This is a genomic window from Vibrio sp. 1CM7H (assembly GCF_023161645.1).
GTDB lineage: Bacteria > Pseudomonadota > Gammaproteobacteria > Enterobacterales > Vibrionaceae > Vibrio > Vibrio diabolicus.
The window spans coordinates 232,194-251,926 of the sequence record NZ_JALNTV010000002.1; the positions used below are offsets into that span (position 1 = coordinate 232,194).

General features: G+C 42.7%; 20 protein-coding genes and 1 pseudogene. 14 read left to right on the forward strand and 7 right to left on the reverse strand.

Annotation, left to right across the window (positions count from 1 at the left end):
* Window positions 1-106: 106 nt before the first annotated feature.
* A pseudogene (locus tag MSG33_RS09380) lies at window positions 107-274 on the forward strand (DUF3693 domain-containing protein); the annotation flags it as partial.
* A gap of 174 nt (window positions 275-448) precedes the next feature.
* Here MSG33_RS09380 and MSG33_RS09385 read toward each other — a convergent pair.
* The 3 genes from MSG33_RS09385 to MSG33_RS09395 form a co-directional block, all read right to left on the reverse strand.
* On the reverse strand, window positions 449-2,170 hold the full coding sequence (locus MSG33_RS09385) for an ATP-binding protein (protein WP_176319456.1): 1,722 nt from the start codon (window positions 2,168-2,170) through the stop codon (window positions 449-451).
* The gene (locus tag MSG33_RS09390; RefSeq protein ID WP_248380784.1) at window positions 2,160-3,341 is read right to left on the reverse strand and encodes an FIST N-terminal domain-containing protein; all 1,182 of its coding nucleotides are present in this window, start codon (window positions 3,339-3,341) and stop codon (window positions 2,160-2,162) included. Before MSG33_RS09390 ends, MSG33_RS09385 begins: the two co-directional genes overlap by 11 nt.
* Window positions 3,342-3,454: 113 nt before the next feature.
* Window positions 3,455-3,811, reverse strand: a complete 357-nt coding sequence (locus tag MSG33_RS09395) for a hypothetical protein (RefSeq protein ID WP_248380787.1) — start codon at window positions 3,809-3,811, stop codon at window positions 3,455-3,457.
* A 257-nt stretch (window positions 3,812-4,068) separates the two neighbouring features.
* Here MSG33_RS09395 and ccoN point away from each other — a divergent pair, with 257 nt between their 5' ends.
* The 10 genes from ccoN (at window position 4,069) to uspE (ending at window position 13,067) form a co-directional block, all read left to right on the forward strand.
* Window positions 4,069-5,496 (forward strand): cytochrome-c oxidase, cbb3-type subunit I, encoded by a 1,428-nt coding sequence (gene ccoN, locus MSG33_RS09400; protein ID WP_005396488.1) that lies wholly within the window; start codon window positions 4,069-4,071, stop codon window positions 5,494-5,496.
* Between the two features lie 12 nt (window positions 5,497-5,508).
* Window positions 5,509-6,129: a cytochrome-c oxidase, cbb3-type subunit II gene (gene ccoO / locus MSG33_RS09405; protein WP_005377475.1), complete on the forward strand. Its 621-nt coding sequence runs from the start codon at window positions 5,509-5,511 to the stop codon at window positions 6,127-6,129.
* A gap of 9 nt (window positions 6,130-6,138) precedes the next feature.
* A complete protein-coding gene (locus MSG33_RS09410) occupies window positions 6,139-6,312 on the forward strand; it encodes a CcoQ/FixQ family Cbb3-type cytochrome c oxidase assembly chaperone (RefSeq protein WP_005396487.1) in 174 nt (57 codons plus the stop codon).
* Complete coding sequence (ccoP, locus tag MSG33_RS09415) at window positions 6,312-7,286, forward strand: cytochrome-c oxidase, cbb3-type subunit III (RefSeq protein WP_005396485.1); 975 nt, start codon at window positions 6,312-6,314, stop codon at window positions 7,284-7,286. The genes MSG33_RS09410 and ccoP overlap by 1 nt, the downstream gene beginning before the upstream one ends.
* A 105-nt stretch (window positions 7,287-7,391) precedes the next feature.
* Window positions 7,392-7,868: a FixH family protein gene (locus MSG33_RS09420; RefSeq protein WP_005396484.1), complete on the forward strand. Its 477-nt coding sequence runs from the start codon at window positions 7,392-7,394 to the stop codon at window positions 7,866-7,868.
* A gap of 4 nt (window positions 7,869-7,872) precedes the next feature.
* Window positions 7,873-10,236, forward strand: a complete 2,364-nt coding sequence (locus MSG33_RS09425) for a heavy metal translocating P-type ATPase metal-binding domain-containing protein (protein WP_248380789.1) — start codon at window positions 7,873-7,875, stop codon at window positions 10,234-10,236.
* 15 nt (window positions 10,237-10,251) lie between these two features.
* Window positions 10,252-10,416, forward strand: coding sequence for a cbb3-type cytochrome oxidase assembly protein CcoS (gene ccoS / locus MSG33_RS09430; RefSeq protein ID WP_012841826.1), 165 nt, complete (start codon window positions 10,252-10,254; stop codon window positions 10,414-10,416).
* An 8-nt stretch (window positions 10,417-10,424) separates the two neighbouring features.
* Window positions 10,425-11,102, forward strand: coding sequence for a sulfite exporter TauE/SafE family protein (locus MSG33_RS09435; RefSeq protein WP_145474025.1), 678 nt, complete (start codon window positions 10,425-10,427; stop codon window positions 11,100-11,102).
* 90 nt (window positions 11,103-11,192) lie between these two features.
* Window positions 11,193-11,939 carry an FNR family transcription factor gene (locus MSG33_RS09440; RefSeq protein WP_005377497.1) on the forward strand — a complete coding sequence of 249 codons (747 nt, stop codon included), beginning with the start codon at window positions 11,193-11,195 and terminating at the stop codon, window positions 11,937-11,939.
* A gap of 180 nt (window positions 11,940-12,119) precedes the next feature.
* Entirely contained in the window at window positions 12,120-13,067 is a 948-nt protein-coding gene (gene uspE, locus MSG33_RS09445) for a universal stress protein UspE (protein WP_053807422.1), read from the forward strand.
* A gap of 136 nt (window positions 13,068-13,203) precedes the next feature.
* On the opposite strand, the gene ttcA is transcribed toward uspE, so the two are convergent.
* The 4 genes from ttcA to MSG33_RS09465 all read right to left on the reverse strand — a co-directional run bounded on the left by ttcA (window position 13,204) and on the right by MSG33_RS09465 (window position 16,599).
* Complete coding sequence (gene ttcA / locus MSG33_RS09450) at window positions 13,204-14,097, reverse strand: tRNA 2-thiocytidine(32) synthetase TtcA (RefSeq protein WP_005377502.1); 894 nt, start codon at window positions 14,095-14,097, stop codon at window positions 13,204-13,206.
* A 199-nt stretch (window positions 14,098-14,296) separates the two neighbouring features.
* Window positions 14,297-14,959, reverse strand: coding sequence for a DUF2987 domain-containing protein (locus tag MSG33_RS09455; protein WP_053807421.1), 663 nt, complete (start codon window positions 14,957-14,959; stop codon window positions 14,297-14,299).
* 13 nt (window positions 14,960-14,972) lie between these two features.
* Window positions 14,973-15,809, reverse strand: a complete 837-nt coding sequence (locus tag MSG33_RS09460) for a glucosaminidase domain-containing protein (RefSeq protein WP_248380792.1) — start codon at window positions 15,807-15,809, stop codon at window positions 14,973-14,975.
* Window positions 15,802-16,599, reverse strand: coding sequence for a hypothetical protein (locus MSG33_RS09465; RefSeq protein WP_248380801.1), 798 nt, complete (start codon window positions 16,597-16,599; stop codon window positions 15,802-15,804). Before MSG33_RS09465 ends, MSG33_RS09460 begins: the two co-directional genes overlap by 8 nt.
* Window positions 16,600-17,000: 401 nt before the next feature.
* Between MSG33_RS09465 and potA the strand changes: the two genes are divergently transcribed.
* The 3 genes from potA to potC are packed head-to-tail and all read left to right on the forward strand — an operon-like array spanning window position 17,001 to window position 19,727.
* The gene (potA, locus tag MSG33_RS09470) at window positions 17,001-18,116 is read left to right on the forward strand and encodes a spermidine/putrescine ABC transporter ATP-binding protein PotA (RefSeq protein ID WP_005396475.1); all 1,116 of its coding nucleotides are present in this window, start codon (window positions 17,001-17,003) and stop codon (window positions 18,114-18,116) included.
* Window positions 18,097-18,957, forward strand: a complete 861-nt coding sequence (potB, locus tag MSG33_RS09475) for a spermidine/putrescine ABC transporter permease PotB (RefSeq protein WP_012841831.1) — start codon at window positions 18,097-18,099, stop codon at window positions 18,955-18,957. Before potA ends, potB begins: the two co-directional genes overlap by 20 nt.
* Entirely contained in the window at window positions 18,957-19,727 is a 771-nt protein-coding gene (gene potC, locus MSG33_RS09480) for a spermidine/putrescine ABC transporter permease PotC (protein ID WP_005396472.1), read from the forward strand. The genes potB and potC overlap by 1 nt, the downstream gene beginning before the upstream one ends.
* The last annotated feature ends 6 nt before the right edge of the window (window positions 19,728-19,733 follow it).

Consider the following 19,733-nt stretch of genomic DNA (forward strand, 5'->3'; position numbering starts at 1 on the left):
TCGGGCAGCAAGAGCGCAAAGCTTTCAGACTCGATGAACTAGATGAAAATGAAGTGGCTCTCGTGAATTGGTTGGGAATGCAGACTACAGGTGAGCCATAAACCAATCATCTCGCAATAATAATCCGCAGATAAAAGCAGTATGGGAAGGAATAGCAAAAAAGTATAACGGACTTGGATTATCAAGCATTTCAATGGTTTGTGCCGGATTGGCTTTAGTGATTGCAAGTCCACAGGAACCTCTATATCAGTGCGCATTATATGTGTTATGTTAAATGAAATGTGCTCGTACGCCAAATGTTGCCAATGAGCACTCCTATTCCCCTGTGGATTTGAAATTTAAGGTCTCCATCATAACCATTAAACATAATGGCTATTTACCATAAAATACTTAATATAGATCTTAATAATCTATCGATTGTTAAGATCTATATTAATGCTTTTTCTACTTACAGAAATGGCTGTATAGCTTCAAAGATATCTTGTCTTCGAACTGGTTTGGAAATGAATCCATCCATACCTGCGTCGAGGCATTTATCTCTATCACTTTCTAGCGCATGAGCGGTTAATGCGATGATTGGTGTCTTGAAGCCTTTATCTCGGATAAGCCTTGTTGCAGTAATCCCATCCATTACTGGCATCGAGACATCCATAAGAATCAGGTCGATTAAATCCTCATTTTCCTCTAAGAACGTTAATGCTTCTGCTCCATGACTTGCGATATGAACATTATGACCAAGCTTATTTAAAATGAGCTTTATTACAAACTGATTCGATTCGGTATCTTCGACTACGAGAAGATCCATCGCTTTTGTTGGTTGGTTGTTTTCTATTTTAACTGGACGATTTTGATTGCAACGAGTTAAAACGGGAATCTTAATAGTAAATGTTGAGCCGACATGCTCGTCACTTTTAACGATAATCTTGCCGCGCATCATTTCAACTAAATGCTTGGTTATTGCAAGCCCTAGTCCTGTGCCACCAAAGCGTCTCGTGATGGAACGGTCACCTTGATGAAATGCCGTAAATAGATGTTCTTGCTTGGCTTTAGATATACCAATTCCGGTGTCTGATATTGAAATTACAAGCTCGGTGTCTTGCTCAGATACTGAAACTTTTACTTCTCCTTCATCAGTAAACTTTATTGCATTCCCAATAAGATTAAACAGGATTTGAGATAATCGCGTAGAGTCAATCCAAAACTGTTTGTCGTTAGTTACCATGCAATTGAGTTTAAATTGAAGGCTCTTCTTCTTAGCTATTTGTTTTTGTTGAGAAATAACAAAAGTGACAGTGTCTCTTAAATTAACCCACTGCTCATTGAGTTGAAAGCGACCTGATTCAATTTTTGAGAGGTCAAGGATGTCGCTGATAATCGCGAGAAGCAACTCCGCTGAGCATTCCATTTGGCTCAGGGCATCGATTTGCTCTTCTGATAAGGTGGATTGTTTCAGAATATCGAGCATTCCAAGGACGGAATTTAGAGGGGTTCTAATTTCATGACTCATCATCGCTAAGAATTCTGACTTTGAGCGATTTGCAAGCTCTGCTTCTTCTCTTGCTTTAGCAAGCTGAGTTGTCCGCACTTCAACAATACGTTGTAACTTCTCTTTGGTCTCGATATCGATGACAGCTCTCTCTATTAAAGGCCGAAAGCGTCTTAAGGTTTCCTTATTTTCTATGCTAAAGTGCCCTTTCTTCGCACCAATGAGTAAGATGACTGTTTGTGTTACTTCTGAACGTATGCCCGTTAGGACTACCGAGTTTACATGGCTTTTTATAAAGCTGTTCAGGTTAATAAACTCCGCAAGCCTATCTGGTTCGAACAGCAGAATACATTCGCCATTCAGCGCCCTCTCAGATGCGTTACCGTGTAACCAAGATATGTTATCAAATACACTATTTGTCGATATCAACGTTTTGAAGGGGTACCTCTCATCATCACGAGTTAGAACGATAAAATCATCAAAGTTGATGTACTTCTTAAGGACATTATTTAATCCCGTAAATATCTCGTGCCGGTTTTTTGCTTCACTCATCGCGGATATCGCTGAAAGAATAGCTTTATTCTCATCGGCGAGCAGTCGTTCTCTTTGCCTAGCCTGTTTTAGTTCGACTAACGCTTCTTGCAGCGCTTCCTGTTGGTATATGTCTAAGTATTTATCTTTCATAAGGTTTATGGAATATCGCTGATGAAATCATCAGGTTTCCATGTCCATTCTCACCACCAATAAATCTACCTTGCTCACCAAAAGTAAAAGGGCAAATAAAAGGTAACTGTTCTAGTTCTTGGTTAATTTGTTCACAAACGCTATTCATGTCTTGCATTAAGTGCAACATAGGACCTGCGCAAAAGATGTTTATCACCCCAATTTTTCGAGATTCTTCTAATTTTTGATTAAAGGCTGCATTTACAACTTTAGCAGCGCGTGCAACGAGGTGTTCTCTGCTTCCTTTCATTAAAGTGAGTTCATCACCCTCTTCTATTCGTGTAAATAGCTCAATTCCTCCATCTCGCGTCTCACGAATTGGATGGGACAATTTGTAATATGGACGCTCATAGAGGTGGCCAGCGACACGCCCTAGTGGATAAGCGCTCGAGTTTGTAAATAGCAGGTTGTTTTTGCCTACTTGGTTATCTTGATGGTTTGTCCACTTTCTATAAACATTGAGGGCTGGTTCGTCATCAATTTCTAGTAAGCACCTATCGCTAGTTTTGGTTGCAACCCCTTTGATATTGGTTGGAGTGTGCCCAGCACTAAAAGCAATATCAACAGGCTGTGAGGAGTAAAATAATGTCAGACTTAAACCTGCAGTTTGAGATCCTTGGGCGGTAATAACAGACCATTTTCCCGCGATATGATTATCAGCGGCTGAACCACCAATAATTGGGATCAGCGTACCAAACCTTTCATCTATAGATGCAATGATTGATTCCTCTTGCCCTGGAGTTGCATGAAGCAGTATTAAGTTTGGCACTTCTCCTACGCGGTTAGCGTTCTCAAGAGCCATATCCAAGGCTCTAGTTACACTGTCACCTGAATCATGGTTAGAAATACCAGTGCCATAAGCATGAGGACCTGAATCATAAATTGCGAGCGCCGCAATCACTGGGCCCGTATGAAACCCCTGGTCTGTCATTACTGCTTGGCATGAACTAGCTCCATGAAAAGGCACACCGGGAAAATGCTCAAGAAACGCTTTTCGAATTAACTCGAAGTCGTACTCTTCCGTGTAGTAGCACATCACATAAGACAAGTTCTGTTGTGTCAGTTCGGACCTAAGCGTTTCTATCGCTGAGTCTTCATCTTTAATATGAGTAAAAACTGATTGGCAATGCATACGATTTTATAATTGGGTATCACTCTGCTGTTATACCATTCCAACCAATTTTCTCTAGGTAAGAAGGTGAAAAATTCATTAAGAAGTTGCGATTATCTCGTGACAGATCGTATTTATAATTGAACTACAACAATGTTTTCGCCTTTTTTAAAGGTGATTTTTTTTGATTCAGGCATTGTGTCCCATTCTATTCTCTTATGTTCCCGATCGAGATTGATAAATTCGCCAGATTGATTTAGATCAATTTTTAGAGTGCTACTTTTCATCGTTTCGAGCAAAATTCCCGCCGAGTCACGATTAATTGTGATTATTTCACCTTCAATTGTTACATCACATCGTTCTTTTTGTGAACAGTCAATGCTAGTAACGCTCTCGTGTGTAAAGGTACGCCAGAAAAATGCGCCTATTAACACACTGAGCATGATTAAGATTTGTGCAAGTCGCGCCTTTGTTAACTTTTGTGCAGGCATAATTACTAATATCCTTGTTACAAACTTCAAACTTTTTAAATAAAAAATGATTTCCAGGGGGCCAGTAAGGTTACTACCCTGTCATTGAATTGTTAATTCAAGTATAGTGTCACGCTGAAAATGCCACTTTTTATTAAAGTCAGCAATGGAAATAAGGTGATGATAACACTTGAATTCTAGAGTTTACTTGGGTGGTGTTACGACGCAAGTCGTGTTGGAAGTAAAAGTGTAGTTAATTAGAAATTGGAAGCATGCAAATGAGCCAAGTAAAGCAGCTTGAACAAAACTACAACTATACAGTCGTTCGCCAATTTACCCTTGTGACCATTTTATGGGGCATAGTTGGTATGGCTGTTGGTGTTTTGATTGCCGCTCAATTAGTTTGGCCACAGCTAAACTTTGATACGCCGTGGTTGACGTACAGTCGCTTACGTCCACTGCATACTAATGCGGTAATTTTTGCGTTTGGTACAAGTGCTCTGTTCGCAACGTCTTATTATGTTGTACAGCGCACATGTCAAACACGTCTTTTTGGTGGCCCACTCGTTGCCTTCACCTTTTGGGGTTGGCAAGCAATCATCCTGGCAGCAGCCATTACTTTGCCTCTCGGTTTAACATCGGGTAAAGAGTATGCTGAGCTAGAATGGCCTATTGATATCGCAATTGCGCTAGTATGGGTATCATATGCGGTGGTGTTCTTCGGCACACTGGTGAAGCGAAACACGTCACATATTTATGTGGCAAACTGGTTCTTCGGTGCCTTTATTATCACAGTAGCAGTACTTCACATCGTGAACAGCATGGCTATTCCTGTGTCACTTGGTAAATCTTACTCGATTTACTCAGGCGCAGTGGATGCGATGGTTCAGTGGTGGTATGGACACAATGCGGTAGGTTTCCTACTCACCGCTGGTTTCCTAGGCATGATGTATTACTTCGTTCCTAAACAAGCTGAACGTCCTGTTTATTCTTACCGTCTATCTATCGTTCACTTCTGGGCGCTTATTTCTCTATATATTTGGGCAGGCCCTCACCACCTTCACTATACAGCGCTACCGGACTGGACTCAGTCTCTAGGTATGGTGATGTCGCTGGTTCTATTTGCTCCTTCTTGGGGTGGTATGATCAACGGTATTATGACGTTATCTGGTGCATGGCATAAGCTTCGTTATGACCCTATCCTACGTTTCCTAATCGTTTCTTTGTCATTCTACGGTATGTCTACCTTTGAAGGTCCAATGATGTCGATTAAGACAGTTAACGCACTTTCTCACTACACAGACTGGACCATTGGTCACGTTCACTCTGGTGCGTTAGGTTGGGTTGCGATGGTTTCTATCGGCTCTGTATATCACTTAGTACCTCGCCTATTTGGCCAAGAGCGTATGTACTCTGTTGGTCTCGTGAATGTGCATTTCTGGCTAGCAACAATCGGTACCGTTCTTTACATCGTTGCGATGTGGATCTCTGGTGTAATGCAAGGTCTGATGTGGCGCGCGGTTAACTCTGACGGTACGCTAACTTACAGCTTTGTTGAGTCTGTAGAAGCGTCTTATCCGTTCTACTTTGTACGTTTCTTAGGTGGATTTATCTTCCTATCTGGTATGTTCCTAATGGCATACAACACGTACAAAACGGTAAGTGCACCAAAAGAAAGCCTAAAAGCTATCCCACATCCGGCATAAGGAGATTTAAGAATGAGTAATAATTCTAATAATCGCCACGAAATCTTAGAACGTAATGTCGGTTTGTTGGCTATTTTTATCGTGTTTGCTATCAGCTGGGGTGCTCTTGTAGAGATCACTCCTCTGATTTTCCAAAAGCAAACGACTGAACCTGTAGAGAATCTGCGTGCTTACACTCCTCTGGAGATGGAAGGTCGTGACATCTACATCCGTGAAGGTTGTAACGTTTGTCACAGCCAGATGGTTCGTCCTTTCCGCTCAGAGACTGAACGTTACGGTCACTACTCTGTCGCCGGTGAGAGTGTTTGGGAACACCCATTCCTTTGGGGCTCTAAGCGTACAGGTCCGGATTTAGCTCGTGTTGGTGGTCGTTATTCTGATGAATGGCACCGCGTTCACCTACTAGATCCTCGTGAGCTTGTGCCTGAGTCAAACATGCCAGGTTTCCCGTGGTTAGCTGAAAACGTTTTAGACGGTAAGCTAACGCAGAAGAAACTTGAGCTATTTCGTGATCAGTTCGGTGTTCCATACACTGATGAAGAGATCGCGAATTCGGCTAAAGAAGTAGAAGGTAAAACAGAGATGGATGCAATCATCGCTTACCTTCAGTCTCTTGGTCATGCAATGAAGTAAGGGGATCATATGGATTTCGGTACAATTCATAGTATTTATACCGTTGTACTCTTCGCTAGTTTTATCGGCATCGTATGGTGGGCATTTAGTAAAAAGCGTAAAGCACGCTTTGAAGAAGATGCCAACTTGGTGTTTGCTGACGAAGAACAAACGACCCCAAATAACCAAGGAGTGAAGAAGTAATGACTACATTCTGGAGTCTCTGGATTATCGTGATTACTGTCGGTACGCTGGTAGGCTGTGCGATTCTCCTAACTTGGTGCGCTAAAGATAAAATGGGCGTCGAGGAAGGGGAAGACATGGGCCACGAGTACGATGGTATTCGCGAGCTAAACAACCCTCTACCAAAGTGGTGGACTTATCTGTTTGTAAGTACATTTGTGTTTGCAGCAGTTTACCTTGCCCTATTCCCAGGTCTAGGTAGCTTCAAGGGCTTTTTAAACTGGCAGAGTTCTGCTCAAACAGTACGTTCACTGGAAGAGTCAAAAGAAGCCATCGCTAAAGCACAAGAGAACAAGCAACTAAACCAATACGCAAAAGAACTGGATGACGCAGATGCATACTTCGGCGAAGCATTCCGTAAACTTGCGCACAATGATAGTGGTTTGCGTCCAATACCTGAAATTGCGCAAGATCCTGAAGCATTGAAAGTTGGCCAACGTTTGTTTTTGCAAAACTGTTCTCAATGTCACGGCTCTGATGCTCGTGGTCAGAAAGGTTTCCCTAACCTAACTGATGATGCATGGCTATACGGCGGTGAACCAGCTGCAATCGTAACAACCATCATGCATGGCCGTATTGGTCAAATGCCAGCATGGAAAGATGCGCTTGGTGAGCAAGGTGTGCAAGAAGTTGTAAGCTACACACTTAGCCTATCTGGTCGTAAAGTGAATGCTCGTGAAGCAGCGGCAGGTAAAGCACGTTTCGTCGTGTGTGCAGCTTGTCACGGTACTGATGGTAAGGGTAACCCTGCAGTCGGTGCACCTGATCTTACAGACCAAGATTGGCTATTTGGCGACTCTCGTGCAGCTGTAACCGAAACCGTAATGAACGGCCGCTCAGGTGTAATGCCCGCGTGGAAAGACATTTTGGGTGAAGATAAAGTTCAGCTCGTTGCCTCTTATGTCTGGAGCTTAAGTAACTCAGAGAGTAAGTAACTGAGATATTAAGTAACATAGCAATAACAGCCCCTTTCATAGGGGCTGTCTTTCCTTTAAATTTAACGCCTTACATTTTTTCATTTAGCTGTTGAGAACTTTTTTATGGTAAAGCCTTGGTATAAACAATTTTGGCCGTGGTTCCTAATCATCCTTCCTCTTACTGTCGTAGTTTGGACTGTGATTACTGTGGTCGTTTTCTCGAACAACTCTGTTTCTTTAGTCGCCGAGGATTACTATAAAAAAGGCAAAGGCATTAACATCGACATTAGTAAAATGAATGTCGCTCGTGACCTAGGTCTTAACGCAGAGATTTCTTCTGAAAATAACAATGTTGTGATTGTTTTCGCTAAAGGGAAGCTATCTCATTACCCTGCTCTAACGGCCACTTTCACTCATCGTACTCTTCCTGACCGTGACTTTACAAAGCTCGTTACGGCGGATGCATCTGGTAATTACCGCCTAACGGCAGAAGAATCTATTCAAGGTCCTTGGTTTGTCGAACTACAACCACATGACCAACAATGGATGATCCAAGGTAAAGTTGAATTTCCTGCCTCGTCAACACCGTTAATGAAGTAAGCATATGTGTGAATCCTGTTATCACTGTGGTGAAGATGTACCAGCCAACACGGATTTTAAAGTTGATATACTCGGTGAATCCCGAAAGATGTGTTGTCCTGGCTGCGAGACGGTTGCTCAAACCATCGTAGACAGCGGCTTAGTATCCTACTATCAATATAGAACTGCGCCTGCGGAAAAAGCAGATTTAGTACCAGAGCAACTCCAAGCTTTAATTCATTATGATAATGAAGATGTACAATCAGAATTTGTGCGAAATCGTGAAAATGTCTCTGAAGTAACTCTTTCTTTAGAAGGCGTTTCATGTGCAGCTTGTGCGTGGTTAATCGAAAAGCAAGTCTCTAATACGGCCGGGTTAGTGTCTATCCGCGTGAATACAACCACTAACCGCGCATTACTAGCCTGGGATAAGACTCAGGTGCGATTAAGTGAGCTCCTATCTGTCATTCATAAATTGGGTTATAAAGCCGCACCATTTGAAGCTGATAAGCAAGAAGCCTCTTATCATCGAATGATGAAGCAATACTTATACAGATTAGGTATTGCTGGCTTAGCTACCATGCAAGTTATGATGCTAGCCGTCGCATTGTATCTAGAAGTTTTTGGTGACCTAGAACCGGAGTTTAAAAATTACTTTCGTTGGGTAAGTCTGATCTTTGCTACGCCAGTCCTACTCTACTCTGCTCTTCCGTTTTACTTAAATGCGTGGCGAAGCATCAAAGGCCGAACCCTCGGTATGGATGTGCCTGTCTCGATTGCACTTATTTTTGCCTACGTAGCCAGCTTAATTGCAACCGTTACAGAACAGGGCGAAGTCTTCTTCGAATCGATTTCAATGTTCACTTTCTTCCTATTAGTTGGACGATTTTTAGAGATGCGAGCGCGTCGCAAAGCCGCTGCGGCGAGTGGTAACCTATTAAAGTTAATTCCAGCGATCGCCACAACGCTGGATGGCGAGCAAATACCAGTGAAAACTCTTAAAGTTGGAGATCGTATTCGCGTCCTTCCTGGTGAACATATCCCAGCTGACGGCAAAGTTATTTCGGGTCGTATTCATATTGATGAATCCATGCTAACCGGTGAATCCGTACATGTTGTGAAACGAGAAGGCGATGCGGTTTATGCAGGAACACTAAATGGTGATGAGTCGTTTGAGCTAGAGGTCATGTGTTCCAAAGCCGACTCAATGATTTCCAATATCGTGCGTTTACAAGATGAAGCTCAACACTCCAAACCTAAAATCGCAGAAATTGCAGACGTTGTTGCTCGTTACTTTGTTGGAGCGATTCTTATTATTTCTGCTGGTACTTGGTTGTACTGGCATCAAACAAAACCAGATGATGCGTTTTGGATCATGCTATCCGTGTTGGTAGCCACCTGTCCATGTGCCCTATCTCTTGCGACTCCAACTGCTCTCACCTGTGCTACCTCTCGTATGGGAAACTTTGGCATTTTGCTTCGTAAAGGTCATGTGTTCGAGACGCTATGTAAGATCAACCACTTAGTTGTAGATAAAACAGGTACTCTAACGAAAGGCGATATTGAGATCTGTGATACAAAAGTGTTGAGTGATCTTCCAAAAGAAGATTGTCTCTCTCTAGCCGCGACATTAGAAGCTCATGCAAACCATCCTATCGCTCGCTCTTTTGCAAGTTACGCCAATGATGACTTTGTTGTGTATGAAGTGCAAAACGTGATTGGTTCAGGGATTGAGGGGATCTGGAATGGCAAAGTCGTTAAGATAGGCAGTGCGGCTTTTGTTCAAGGCAAGGAAAGCGAAGAAAGCCACGCGGTCTATCTTTCAGTTGATGGCGAGCATGTCGCTAGTTTTTACTACCGCGACCCTATCCGAAAAGAAAGCAAAGCCTTTGTTCAACGTTTTGCCGACGCTGGAATTAAGACCACGCTGCTAACAGGTGACTCTCTCTCAAACGCTCGACCTGTAGCGAATGAAATTGGTATCGATCACGTCGTTGCGTCAGCAAAACCAGAAGACAAACTCGCGTACCTTAAGAGTCTTGATGAAGACAGTATCACAATGATGGTTGGCGATGGCATCAATGACGCACCTACTCTCGCCGGAGCTCATCTTTCTGTTGCAATGGGCGGTGGTACGGATGTCGCTAAAGCATCTGCAGATATGACGTTACTTGGGGATAATCTCGAAAAGCTACTAGAGGCACGTTTGCTTGCACTGCGTACAAGAAAGATTATTCGAGAAAACTTGGCTTGGTCTTTGGGTTACAACCTGTTAATTTTGCCTTTAGCTGTCGCTGGTTTAGTGGCTCCCTACATTGCAGTAGTTGGCATGTCTGCAAGCTCAATTATCGTTGTATCTAACTCTTTGCGCCTGCTCAAAGAGAAATAAGTAGAGAAAGCAAACATGGAAAGTCTTTATATATTGATTCCCATCGCTATCGTTCTCGTTTGTGTTGCTGTTGCCGTTTTTCTTTGGGCAGTAAGAAGTGATCAGTTTGAAGATCTAGAACGACAAGGACATAACATTCTTCTTGATGAAGAAGACAAATCTAATAGTGATAAAAAATAGCAACCTTTATGACTCCTGACTTTATTGGTGCTTTGATGATCGGCCTCGTCGGGGCCGGTCATTGCATGGGAATGTGTGGTGGTATCGCGTCTCTGCTTACCATGGGCTCTTCTACAAGTAAAAGCTCCCCCCTTATTCCACTCTTCTACAACCTAGGGCGATTGAGCAGCTATGCCGTAATCGGTGCATTAGTAGGCGGAGCAATATCAGGTTTATCTGAGCTAAGTGGATTAACGCATTCTCTTGCTTGGTTAAGGCTGATTGCCGCACTGTTCATGATTCTGGTTGCGCTTTATATTGCTAGATGGTGGCAAGGTTTACTGTTAATAGAAAAGTTAGGACAGCACATTTGGCGCTTTATCTCACCTGCTGGTAAGCGTTTGTTGCCATTAAAGCACCCTCTTCATGCTTTACCATTTGGCTTCATTTGGGGCTGGTTACCATGCGGCTTGGTTTATTCTGCGCTAACTTGGTCGGCGGTTTCAGGCAGCGCAATAAACGGTGGTCTTATTATGCTCGCGTTTGGCCTCGGAACACTTCCGGCAATGCTGATTATTGGATATGGTGCCAACCATTTTCAGAAATTACAAAAATCGTTAATATTTAGAAATATTTCAGCATTAATCCTTATTGGGTATGGTTCGTACACTGCTGTAGGAGCTTTAGAGTTACTCGGTTTCATATAACGTTAAACTCTATTGAGGTGACATTTTTGCTACCCTTTAGGATTAAGCGATGCTAAAATATTGATGTATATCAAATAGTGAAAGGTTGTTATGATTTCTGAAAAACCTGCAACAAAGCGTATCCAATCAGGCGGTTGCGCCATTCATTGCCAAGATTGTAGCATTAGTCAGCTGTGTATCCCGTTCACTCTGAATGAGGCAGAACTTGATCAGCTTGACCAAATCATCGAACGTAAGAAGCCTATCCAAAAAGGACAAGAGCTTTTTAAGGCTGGTGACGAGCTAAAATCTCTGTACGCTATCCGCTCTGGTACCATCAAGAGCTATACGATCACAGAGCAAGGTGATGAGCAAATCACAGCGTTTCACTTGGCCGGAGACCTAGTTGGTTTCGATGCCATTACAGGTGACTCCCACCCTAGCTTTGCTCAAGCGCTTGAAACGTCGATGGTATGTGAAATCCCATACGAAATTTTAGACGACCTATCAGGTAAAATGCCTAAGCTTCGCCAGCAAATTATGCGTTTGATGAGTAACGAAATTAAAGGTGATCAGGAAATGATTTTGCTTCTTTCTAAAAAGAATGCAGAAGAACGTCTAGCGGCTTTCCTATACAACCTATCAACTCGTTTTTCTCAACGTGGCTTCAGCCCTAGAGAGTTTCGTTTAACGATGACTCGTGGTGATATTGGTAACTATCTTGGTCTTACAGTGGAAACAATCAGTCGCTTGTTGGGTCGTTTCCAGAAATCCGAGATCCTAAGTGTAAAAGGTAAATATATCACTATCTTAGACCACGATGCATTGATGGAACTTGCTGGTGTAACTAAAGAATAATACACCCCAATTATTGATGTGGCTCGAAAATGAGCTACATCATATTTCTCATAAATTCCTTTCGAAAGTCCTCAAAAAGTTACCCAAACTAAGCTACAGTAAAAATGTACGGTGAGTACTCCAAAATACTGATTTAATTTATATTCAGTATCTGGTTTTGCAATAGAAGTGGGCTTAGTTATGAGTATATACAGTAAGATCCTTGTTGTAGCTGACATCAATAATGATGAGCAGCCCGCACTTGCAAGAGCTGTTCAATTAGCTCAAAAAAGTGTATCTAGAAGCCGAATCACTTTCTTTTTATCCATTTACGATTTCTCTTATGACATGACGTCAATGCTATCAGTGGATGAAAGAGATGCTATGCGTCGAGGTGTTATCCATCAACGTGAGCAGTGGATGCGTAAAATTGCTCAACCTTATCTAAACGATGGCTTCGACTTTGATGTATGTGTCGTCTGGCACAACCGTCCTTACGAAGCAATTATCGCTGAGGTCTATGCAGGCAGCCATGACCTAGTCATTAAAGGCACACGTAAGCACGACGTGTTAGAATCTGTGATTTTCACTCCGACCGATTGGCACTTGTTACGTAAATGCCCTATCCCAGTACTTCTGATTAAAAATGCAGATTGGCCAGAACAAGCAAGCATTCTTGCCTCGGTGCACGTAGGCTCTGAAAATCCAACTCATATTGATCTCAACGATGCCATGGTCGAGCGACTAAAAGAAGTCACCACCCGACTGGATGCCAAACCATACCTTGTTAATGCGTATCCCGTTACACCGGCGAACATTACCATCGAACTTCCTGAGTTTGATCCAACGACTTATACCGATGCCGTTCGAGGTCATCACTTAACTGCGATGAAAGCATTACGCCAAAAACACGGCCTTGATGAAGAGCAAACGATTGTTGAGCAAGGCTTACCTGAAGATGTCATTCCAGCAGCAGCAGAGCGCTTGAATGCTGCAATGGTTATTTTAGGCACCACAGGGCGAACCGGGCTTTCTGCTGTCTTTATTGGTAATACAGCTGAGCACGTGATCGATAAAATAAATTGCGATGTATTGGCTCTAAAACCAAAAGGCTACATTAGTCCTCTTGATCCAAACACAGCAACCTAATCTCTTTGTAACATTGCTATATTGAGCGCTTTCAAACAGACGCTAATAAATCCCCCCAATACAGGGGGATTTTGGTTTGGAGCAGTTAGAGCGTTAGGCACAAAAAAGGAGGTCTAATTGACCTCCTTTTTACGAGTTAGATGTTCGTAACATCGATGAACATTGATTCATCAATATTCGTCGAAGAAACGACAGCCTCATTAAATTCATACTCTTCGCGGTTACCTTCGCGATCTAGCGGTAAGTTAACAAAGTCGAACAATTCGCGGTCTGCTAGTTGGCTTGGGCTTACGTTTTGAATTGATTTAAAAATCGCTTCCACACGCCCTGGCGTCTTCTTATCCCATTCAATCAACATTGCTTTTATAGATTGACGCTGAAGGTTCTCTTGAGAGCCACAAAGGTTACACGGAATAATTGGGAAATCCTTGTGCTCAGCGTATTTGATCAGATCTTTTTCACGACAGTAAGTTAATGGACGAATGACCACGTTACGACCATCATCAGAGCGTAATTTTGGTGGCATCGCTTTAAGGCGAGAGCCGTGGAACATATTCAAGAACATTGTTTCGACGATGTCATCCATGTGATGACCTAGCGCAAGCTTAGTTGCACCAATCTTCTCTGCAAATGAATACAGCGTACCACGTCGCAGGCGCGAACACAGACCACAAGTGGTTTTGCCTTCTGGCACTTTCTCTTTTACGACTGAATACGTGTCCTTATCTACGATGTAGTAAGGGATATTCAGTGTTTCGAAATACTCAGGCAGAATATGCTCAGGGAAGCCCGGTTGTTTTTGGTCTAGGTTTACCGCAACCACTTCAAATTTGATTGGCGCAGCTTTTTGAAGATTCAACAGGATATCAAGCATCGCGAATGAATCTTTACCACCGCTAATACATGCCATCACAACATCGCCTTCTTCGATCATGTTGTAATCAGTAATGGCATTTCCAACATGTCTTCTCAGGCGTTTCTGAAGCTTGTTGAATTCTAGGGTTTCTTTTCTTGTATCTATTTGGTTCATTGCGGGCTCTCACATCGCCGATAAATCGACTAGGACTTCCTAACATGGGTTTCTTTGGGGCGTGGATTATACGAGCTTTTTACGCTGGATTAAATGCTTGTCTTATTGAGACATTAAGAAAAGGACACGAAAGGTAGCTTAGTTACCGTCACAAATGAAAAAAGAGCCGCAATTGCAGCCCTTTCTAAACTCTCAGTGTTCACTTCTTTGCGTTAGGCAGATAAGGTAGCACTCGCATCGTCGGTTCTGGTAGTGTCATTGTGCCACCTTGCCCTATTTCACTTAGTGCGACTTGTATCTTGCCATTGACAATTGGCTTTTCGGTTCCGTTTGAGAAAATCACTTTATCATTCAGTTGATTTGCAAACTCCATCGTCACACCTTGAACTTCAGGTGTAAACCAACCCGCAAACATACCGCCTAAATCTTCCAGCATCGTCTGCATTTGAGGTAGAAGAGGCTTAAGTTGTTCGTAAGAAACGTTACCCTGTAATGGTTCTTTGGTCATCACGACAAGTGAGTAATCGCAGCGAGTATCTTTTGGAGTATCGACAAAAACCAACGGATTCGCTGACTTTAAGTTTTTATCGACTGGCAGAGGCAACTCTTGTGAAGCAGGGATAACAAACTCTTCATAGTGCTCTTCTTTTTCCATCCAAGCTTTTTCTATTGTACAAATTTGCTTAGTTTTTGCGTCCACAAAGAAGACGCCAACTTTCACGTTGTCATGCCCTTCTTTATTGTTGTTTTTGAGTTGGGTGTATAACTTTGAGTACGTGAACATGTACTCTTGAGCTTGGGTTATTGGCGATACAAGAATTAGCGCCGCACTTCCCAATAGACTTAGGCTTAACTTTTTCATTTTATCCGTTATTTTATTGTGTCCAGTAGGCGTTATTATGACGAATCATAGCGCGAAGATCGTGTACATAAGCAATGCCACGTTCAGAATATGCTAGCAATCCATGAGTTAACTCTGACGCCGTTGCGACCGATAACAGGTCTTTGTTCTTTTCGGCTAGAGAAGCTCTGATTTCACGTAGTTCAGCATACGCTGGGTTTCGATTAACATTCATAAAGTAGCCATGAACCGACTGCTGTACAGAATCGAATTTTTCAACTTCATGAGCTTTGCCTGCGCCACGTTGCGCAGGAACAATTCCACAACCCTTTTTATAACACCATTGGCCGAACAAGTTGTTCGCTTGAGTGGCAAAACGAGAAGTGCCCCACGCAGATTCATTTGCTGCTTGAGTTAGAACCAGCGCTTCTGGTAAGACATTCACTCGCACAAGCATTTCTCCCAACCACGCGTGATCGACTTTGTTGTCGCTCAAAGGCAAAGAATACAGAGCCGCTAGTCGCTGAGCGTACTCTTCTTGCTCTTGAGTGATTTGTCCCACCTTTAAAGAAGTAAGAAACGCTCGTTCATGACGAATTCGTTGATTCTCAAGTGCTATTTTAGGCCTTAAGAAATCAAAAAACGCCGCTTTTTTCTCTTTAGTGTCTTTTATTGCGTTGAAGTCAGGAATATCACCAATGTATGGCAAATGAGATAAATCGACATGCTTAATTGTCCCGGACAGCACATCAGGATTCTCAACATATTTAAACTGTTGCTCGTAGTGTAAATACGGTCCAATGGAAATGAAAGTGGCGGCTATACAGGTAGCCGCCACTCGTAAACTTATTAATTTTAAAGAATTAGGCATCAAACACCTGTGAGTTACCATCGTGATCATTGTCGTTTTTCTGTGTTGCAACGATCTTGAGCTTAATTCCAAACATTTCGCGGTAGAGTATGCCTTTCAAATGAAAGAAGAATGGCAACACAAAAATCAAGCCAATACCGTAGAACATCGCTGCGACAATAAACATCAACATCACGCCTAAGTAAAGCCCTGCGACAACAAAAATCTTCTTGTTAATAGCGCGAAGTGATAACAGTAGCGCCTGCATTGGTGGCACTCTTTTTTCACAAATCAACAAGATAGAGTGACTAAACGCTAAAGAAAGATACAAGGACAGTAGAGGGAAGATCATACCAACTACGCCTTGCAGCATTAGGCTCATCAGCGTTGCTAGGATCACGGGAATAGTAAACTGCAGCCCTTTGCCTACATGGCGCAACTTAGTATTTAGGCCCGCGATATGGCTCATCGCCATCAAGCTGATCCCTGCATAAATTGGGGCGCTGATCACCTCATAACTAAAGTTCGCGACATAAATAGAAGACACAATATCGTTAGTGAATGATTCTGGATTCTCAAATGCATCAAGAATAACGGTCAGATCACCCAACTGCAGTTGTAATGCGATATAGAAAATACCTAACTGGACAAAAAGCAATACAATAATAGCAGGAGAAAAGGATAAAAAGTGCTGGATGGTTGCTCGCCAAGCTTCATTGAAAACAGCCCCAGCTTTAAGCTCGTAGTTGCCAGACAAAGCTCGCTCTACACTCCCCCCAAGATTGAAATCTTTCTCAAAATCGTCGTTCATAGTTTATCCAAGATTAACTTGTAAAATTTTCACTGGAATTCCAGTCAATTAATGTGGCCGTTATTATAAAGAAATCTTTCCACATCTAACATCACAACTCACGTACTATCCTTGCAATCTCAACTGTATGGTTGATAATTAACCACTCACAAGGTTATGAAATTGAAAACAATTATTGTACAGAGCTTAGTGCTATCAAACTGTGTTTAAATGCCAATTAATCTTATAAAAACAGTATGGTAAGGAATGATGACTTTTGCCTGCAAAATTTTTTCTGTTTCAAGATAAGAAAATGCTTTAATTTCACAATTTTGGTGATTATGATGCGCGCCTCAAAAGTGAATGGCTAGTGTCACATCAGCTGGGATTATCCCAGCTTGAACGTGGGGGAAATACAGACGTTGAACGCAAAACCGCAAGCAGGAAAGCCAGTTATTCGTTTATCTGGTATTAGTAAAAGTTTCGATGGTAAGGAAATCATCGGTAATTTAAATCTGGATGTTAATCATGGTGAGTTTCTGACGATTCTTGGGCCTTCTGGTTGTGGTAAAACGACAGTTTTACGAATGATCGCTGGTTTTGAAGCGGCGGATAACGGTCAAATCATTTTGGATGACCAAGATGTAACACAGGTTCCTGCTGAGCAGAGACACGTCAACACGGTATTTCAAAGCTACGCACTGTTTCCACACATGACCGTTTTTGACAATGTCGCTTTTGGTCTTCGTATGCAGAAAACGCCTGCAGCAGAGATTGAACCAAGAGTAATGGAAGCATTACGCATGGTTCGTCTAGAAAAAATGGCACAGCGTAAACCGCACCAACTTTCTGGTGGCCAGCAACAGCGTATCGCAATTGCTCGTGCAGTTGTTAATAAACCAAAAGTACTTCTGCTCGATGAATCGCTATCGGCGCTGGACTACAAGTTGCGTAAACAAATGCAGATCGAGTTGAAGCAGCTTCAGCGTCAACTTGGTATTACCTTTATCTTTGTAACACACGACCAGGAAGAAGCCCTATCGATGTCAGACCGCATTATCGTGATGCGTGATGGCGTTATCGAACAAGATGGCTCTCCGCGTGAGATTTACGAAGAGCCTAAGAACCTGTTTGTTGCTCGCTTTATTGGTGAGATCAACGTATTCAATGCAACCATGCTAGAGCGCATCGATGACAAACGCATCCGCGCAGAAATTGAAGGTGTTGAATCCGTCGTTTACTACGATAAGGAAGCACAGAAAGGCGACAAACTACAAGTACTACTTCGCCCTGAAGACTTACGTATCGAAGAAATCAAAGAGTCTGAAGAAAAAGGCATTGTAGGTCACGTCACTGAGCGTACTTATAAAGGTATGACGTTAGATTCTGTTATCCAATTGGATTCAGGTATGCGTGTAATGGTAAGCGAGTTCTTTAACGAAGATGATCCTGATGTGGACCACTCACTTGGCCAGAAAGTCGCTATCACTTGGGTTGAGAGCTGGGAGGTAGTACTCAATGATAAGCAAGAAGATTAATCTTCAGAACGCGATCATTGCCTTAATCGTAGGCTGGCTAACACTGTTTGTGTTGGTACCAAACGTGATGATTATTGGTACCAGTTTCTTAACGCGTGATGAAGCAAACTTAATCGAAATGACATTCACTTTCGACAACTACTTGCGTCTGCTGGACCCACTGTATGCGAAAGTGCTGATGCACTCGTTCTACATGGCAATTGTGGCAACGTTGTTGTGTTTAGTCATTGGATACCCGTTTGCTTATATCGTAGCGAAAATGCCTGAAAAATGGCGTCCGTTTATGCTGTTTTTGGTGATCGTACCATTTTGGACGAACTCTTTGATTCGAACTTACGGACTGAAGATTGTTCTCGGTACACAGGGCATTTTGAACAAGTCGCTGATGGCAATGGAAATCATCGACAAGCCGTTGCGTATTATGTATACCGAAACGGCTGTAATGATTGGTCTTGTATACATCCTACTTCCTTTCATGATTCTGCCGCTTTACTCGGCAATCGAGAAGTTGGACAACACTTACATCGAGGCAGCAAAAGACCTCGGTGCGAACAAGCTCCAAACCATTACTAAAGTAATTCTACCTCTGACAATGCCTGGCATTATCGGTGGCTGTTTGTTGGTTCTACTACCTGCGCTGGGTATGTTCTACATCTCAGATCTTCTAGGCGGTGCGAAGAACCTACTGATTGGTAACGTAATTAAGAGTCAGGTATTGAACGCTCGTGATTGGCCATTTGGTGCTGCGACCAGTATCGCCCTCACCTTCGCAATGGCGGTCATGCTTTACGCTTACTACCGAGCAGGAAAATTATTGAATAAGAAAGTGGAGCTAGACTAATGGGACGCACAGTTAGATTTAGCTTTATGGCGTTGGTTTATGCATTTTTGTATCTGCCAATCGTTGTACTAATCGTAAACTCATTTAACGCCAATAAATTTGGTATGAAATGGGGTGGTTTCACCACGAAATGGTATGAAACCCTAGTCAACAACGACAGCCTAATGCAGGCTGCATGGCACTCATTGAACGTGGCGGTATTTTCTGCAACAGCGGCTACTATTATTGGGAGCTTAACAGCTGTTGCCCTATTCCGTTACTCTTTCAAAGGCAAAGGTGCTGTAAACGGCATGCTGTTTGTCGTAATGATGTCTCCAGATATTGTCATGGCGATTTCATTACTTGCTTTGTTCCTAGTATTAGGCGCACAGCTGGGCTTCTTTACTCTATTGATTGCCCACATCACCTTCTGTTTGCCATTTGTGGTGGTAACCGTATACAGCCGCTTAAATGGCTTCGATGTGAAGATGTTGGAAGCAGCAAAAGATCTTGGCGCAAGTGAATGGGTTATCTTAAAGCAGATCATCCTTCCTCTTGCAAAACCAGCAGTTGCGGCAGGCTGGCTGCTTAGCTTTACCCTGTCTCTGGACGACGTAATTATCAGTTCGTTCGTAACAGGTCCAACGTATGAAATCCTACCATTGAAAATTTACTCGATGGTTAAGGTGGGTATTTCACCGGAAGTGAATGCTCTTGCAACGGTCATGTTGGTGGTTTCTTTAATTCTTGTCGTAATTTCTCAGTTGCTCGCAAGAGAAAAAGTAAAGTAAAATCCA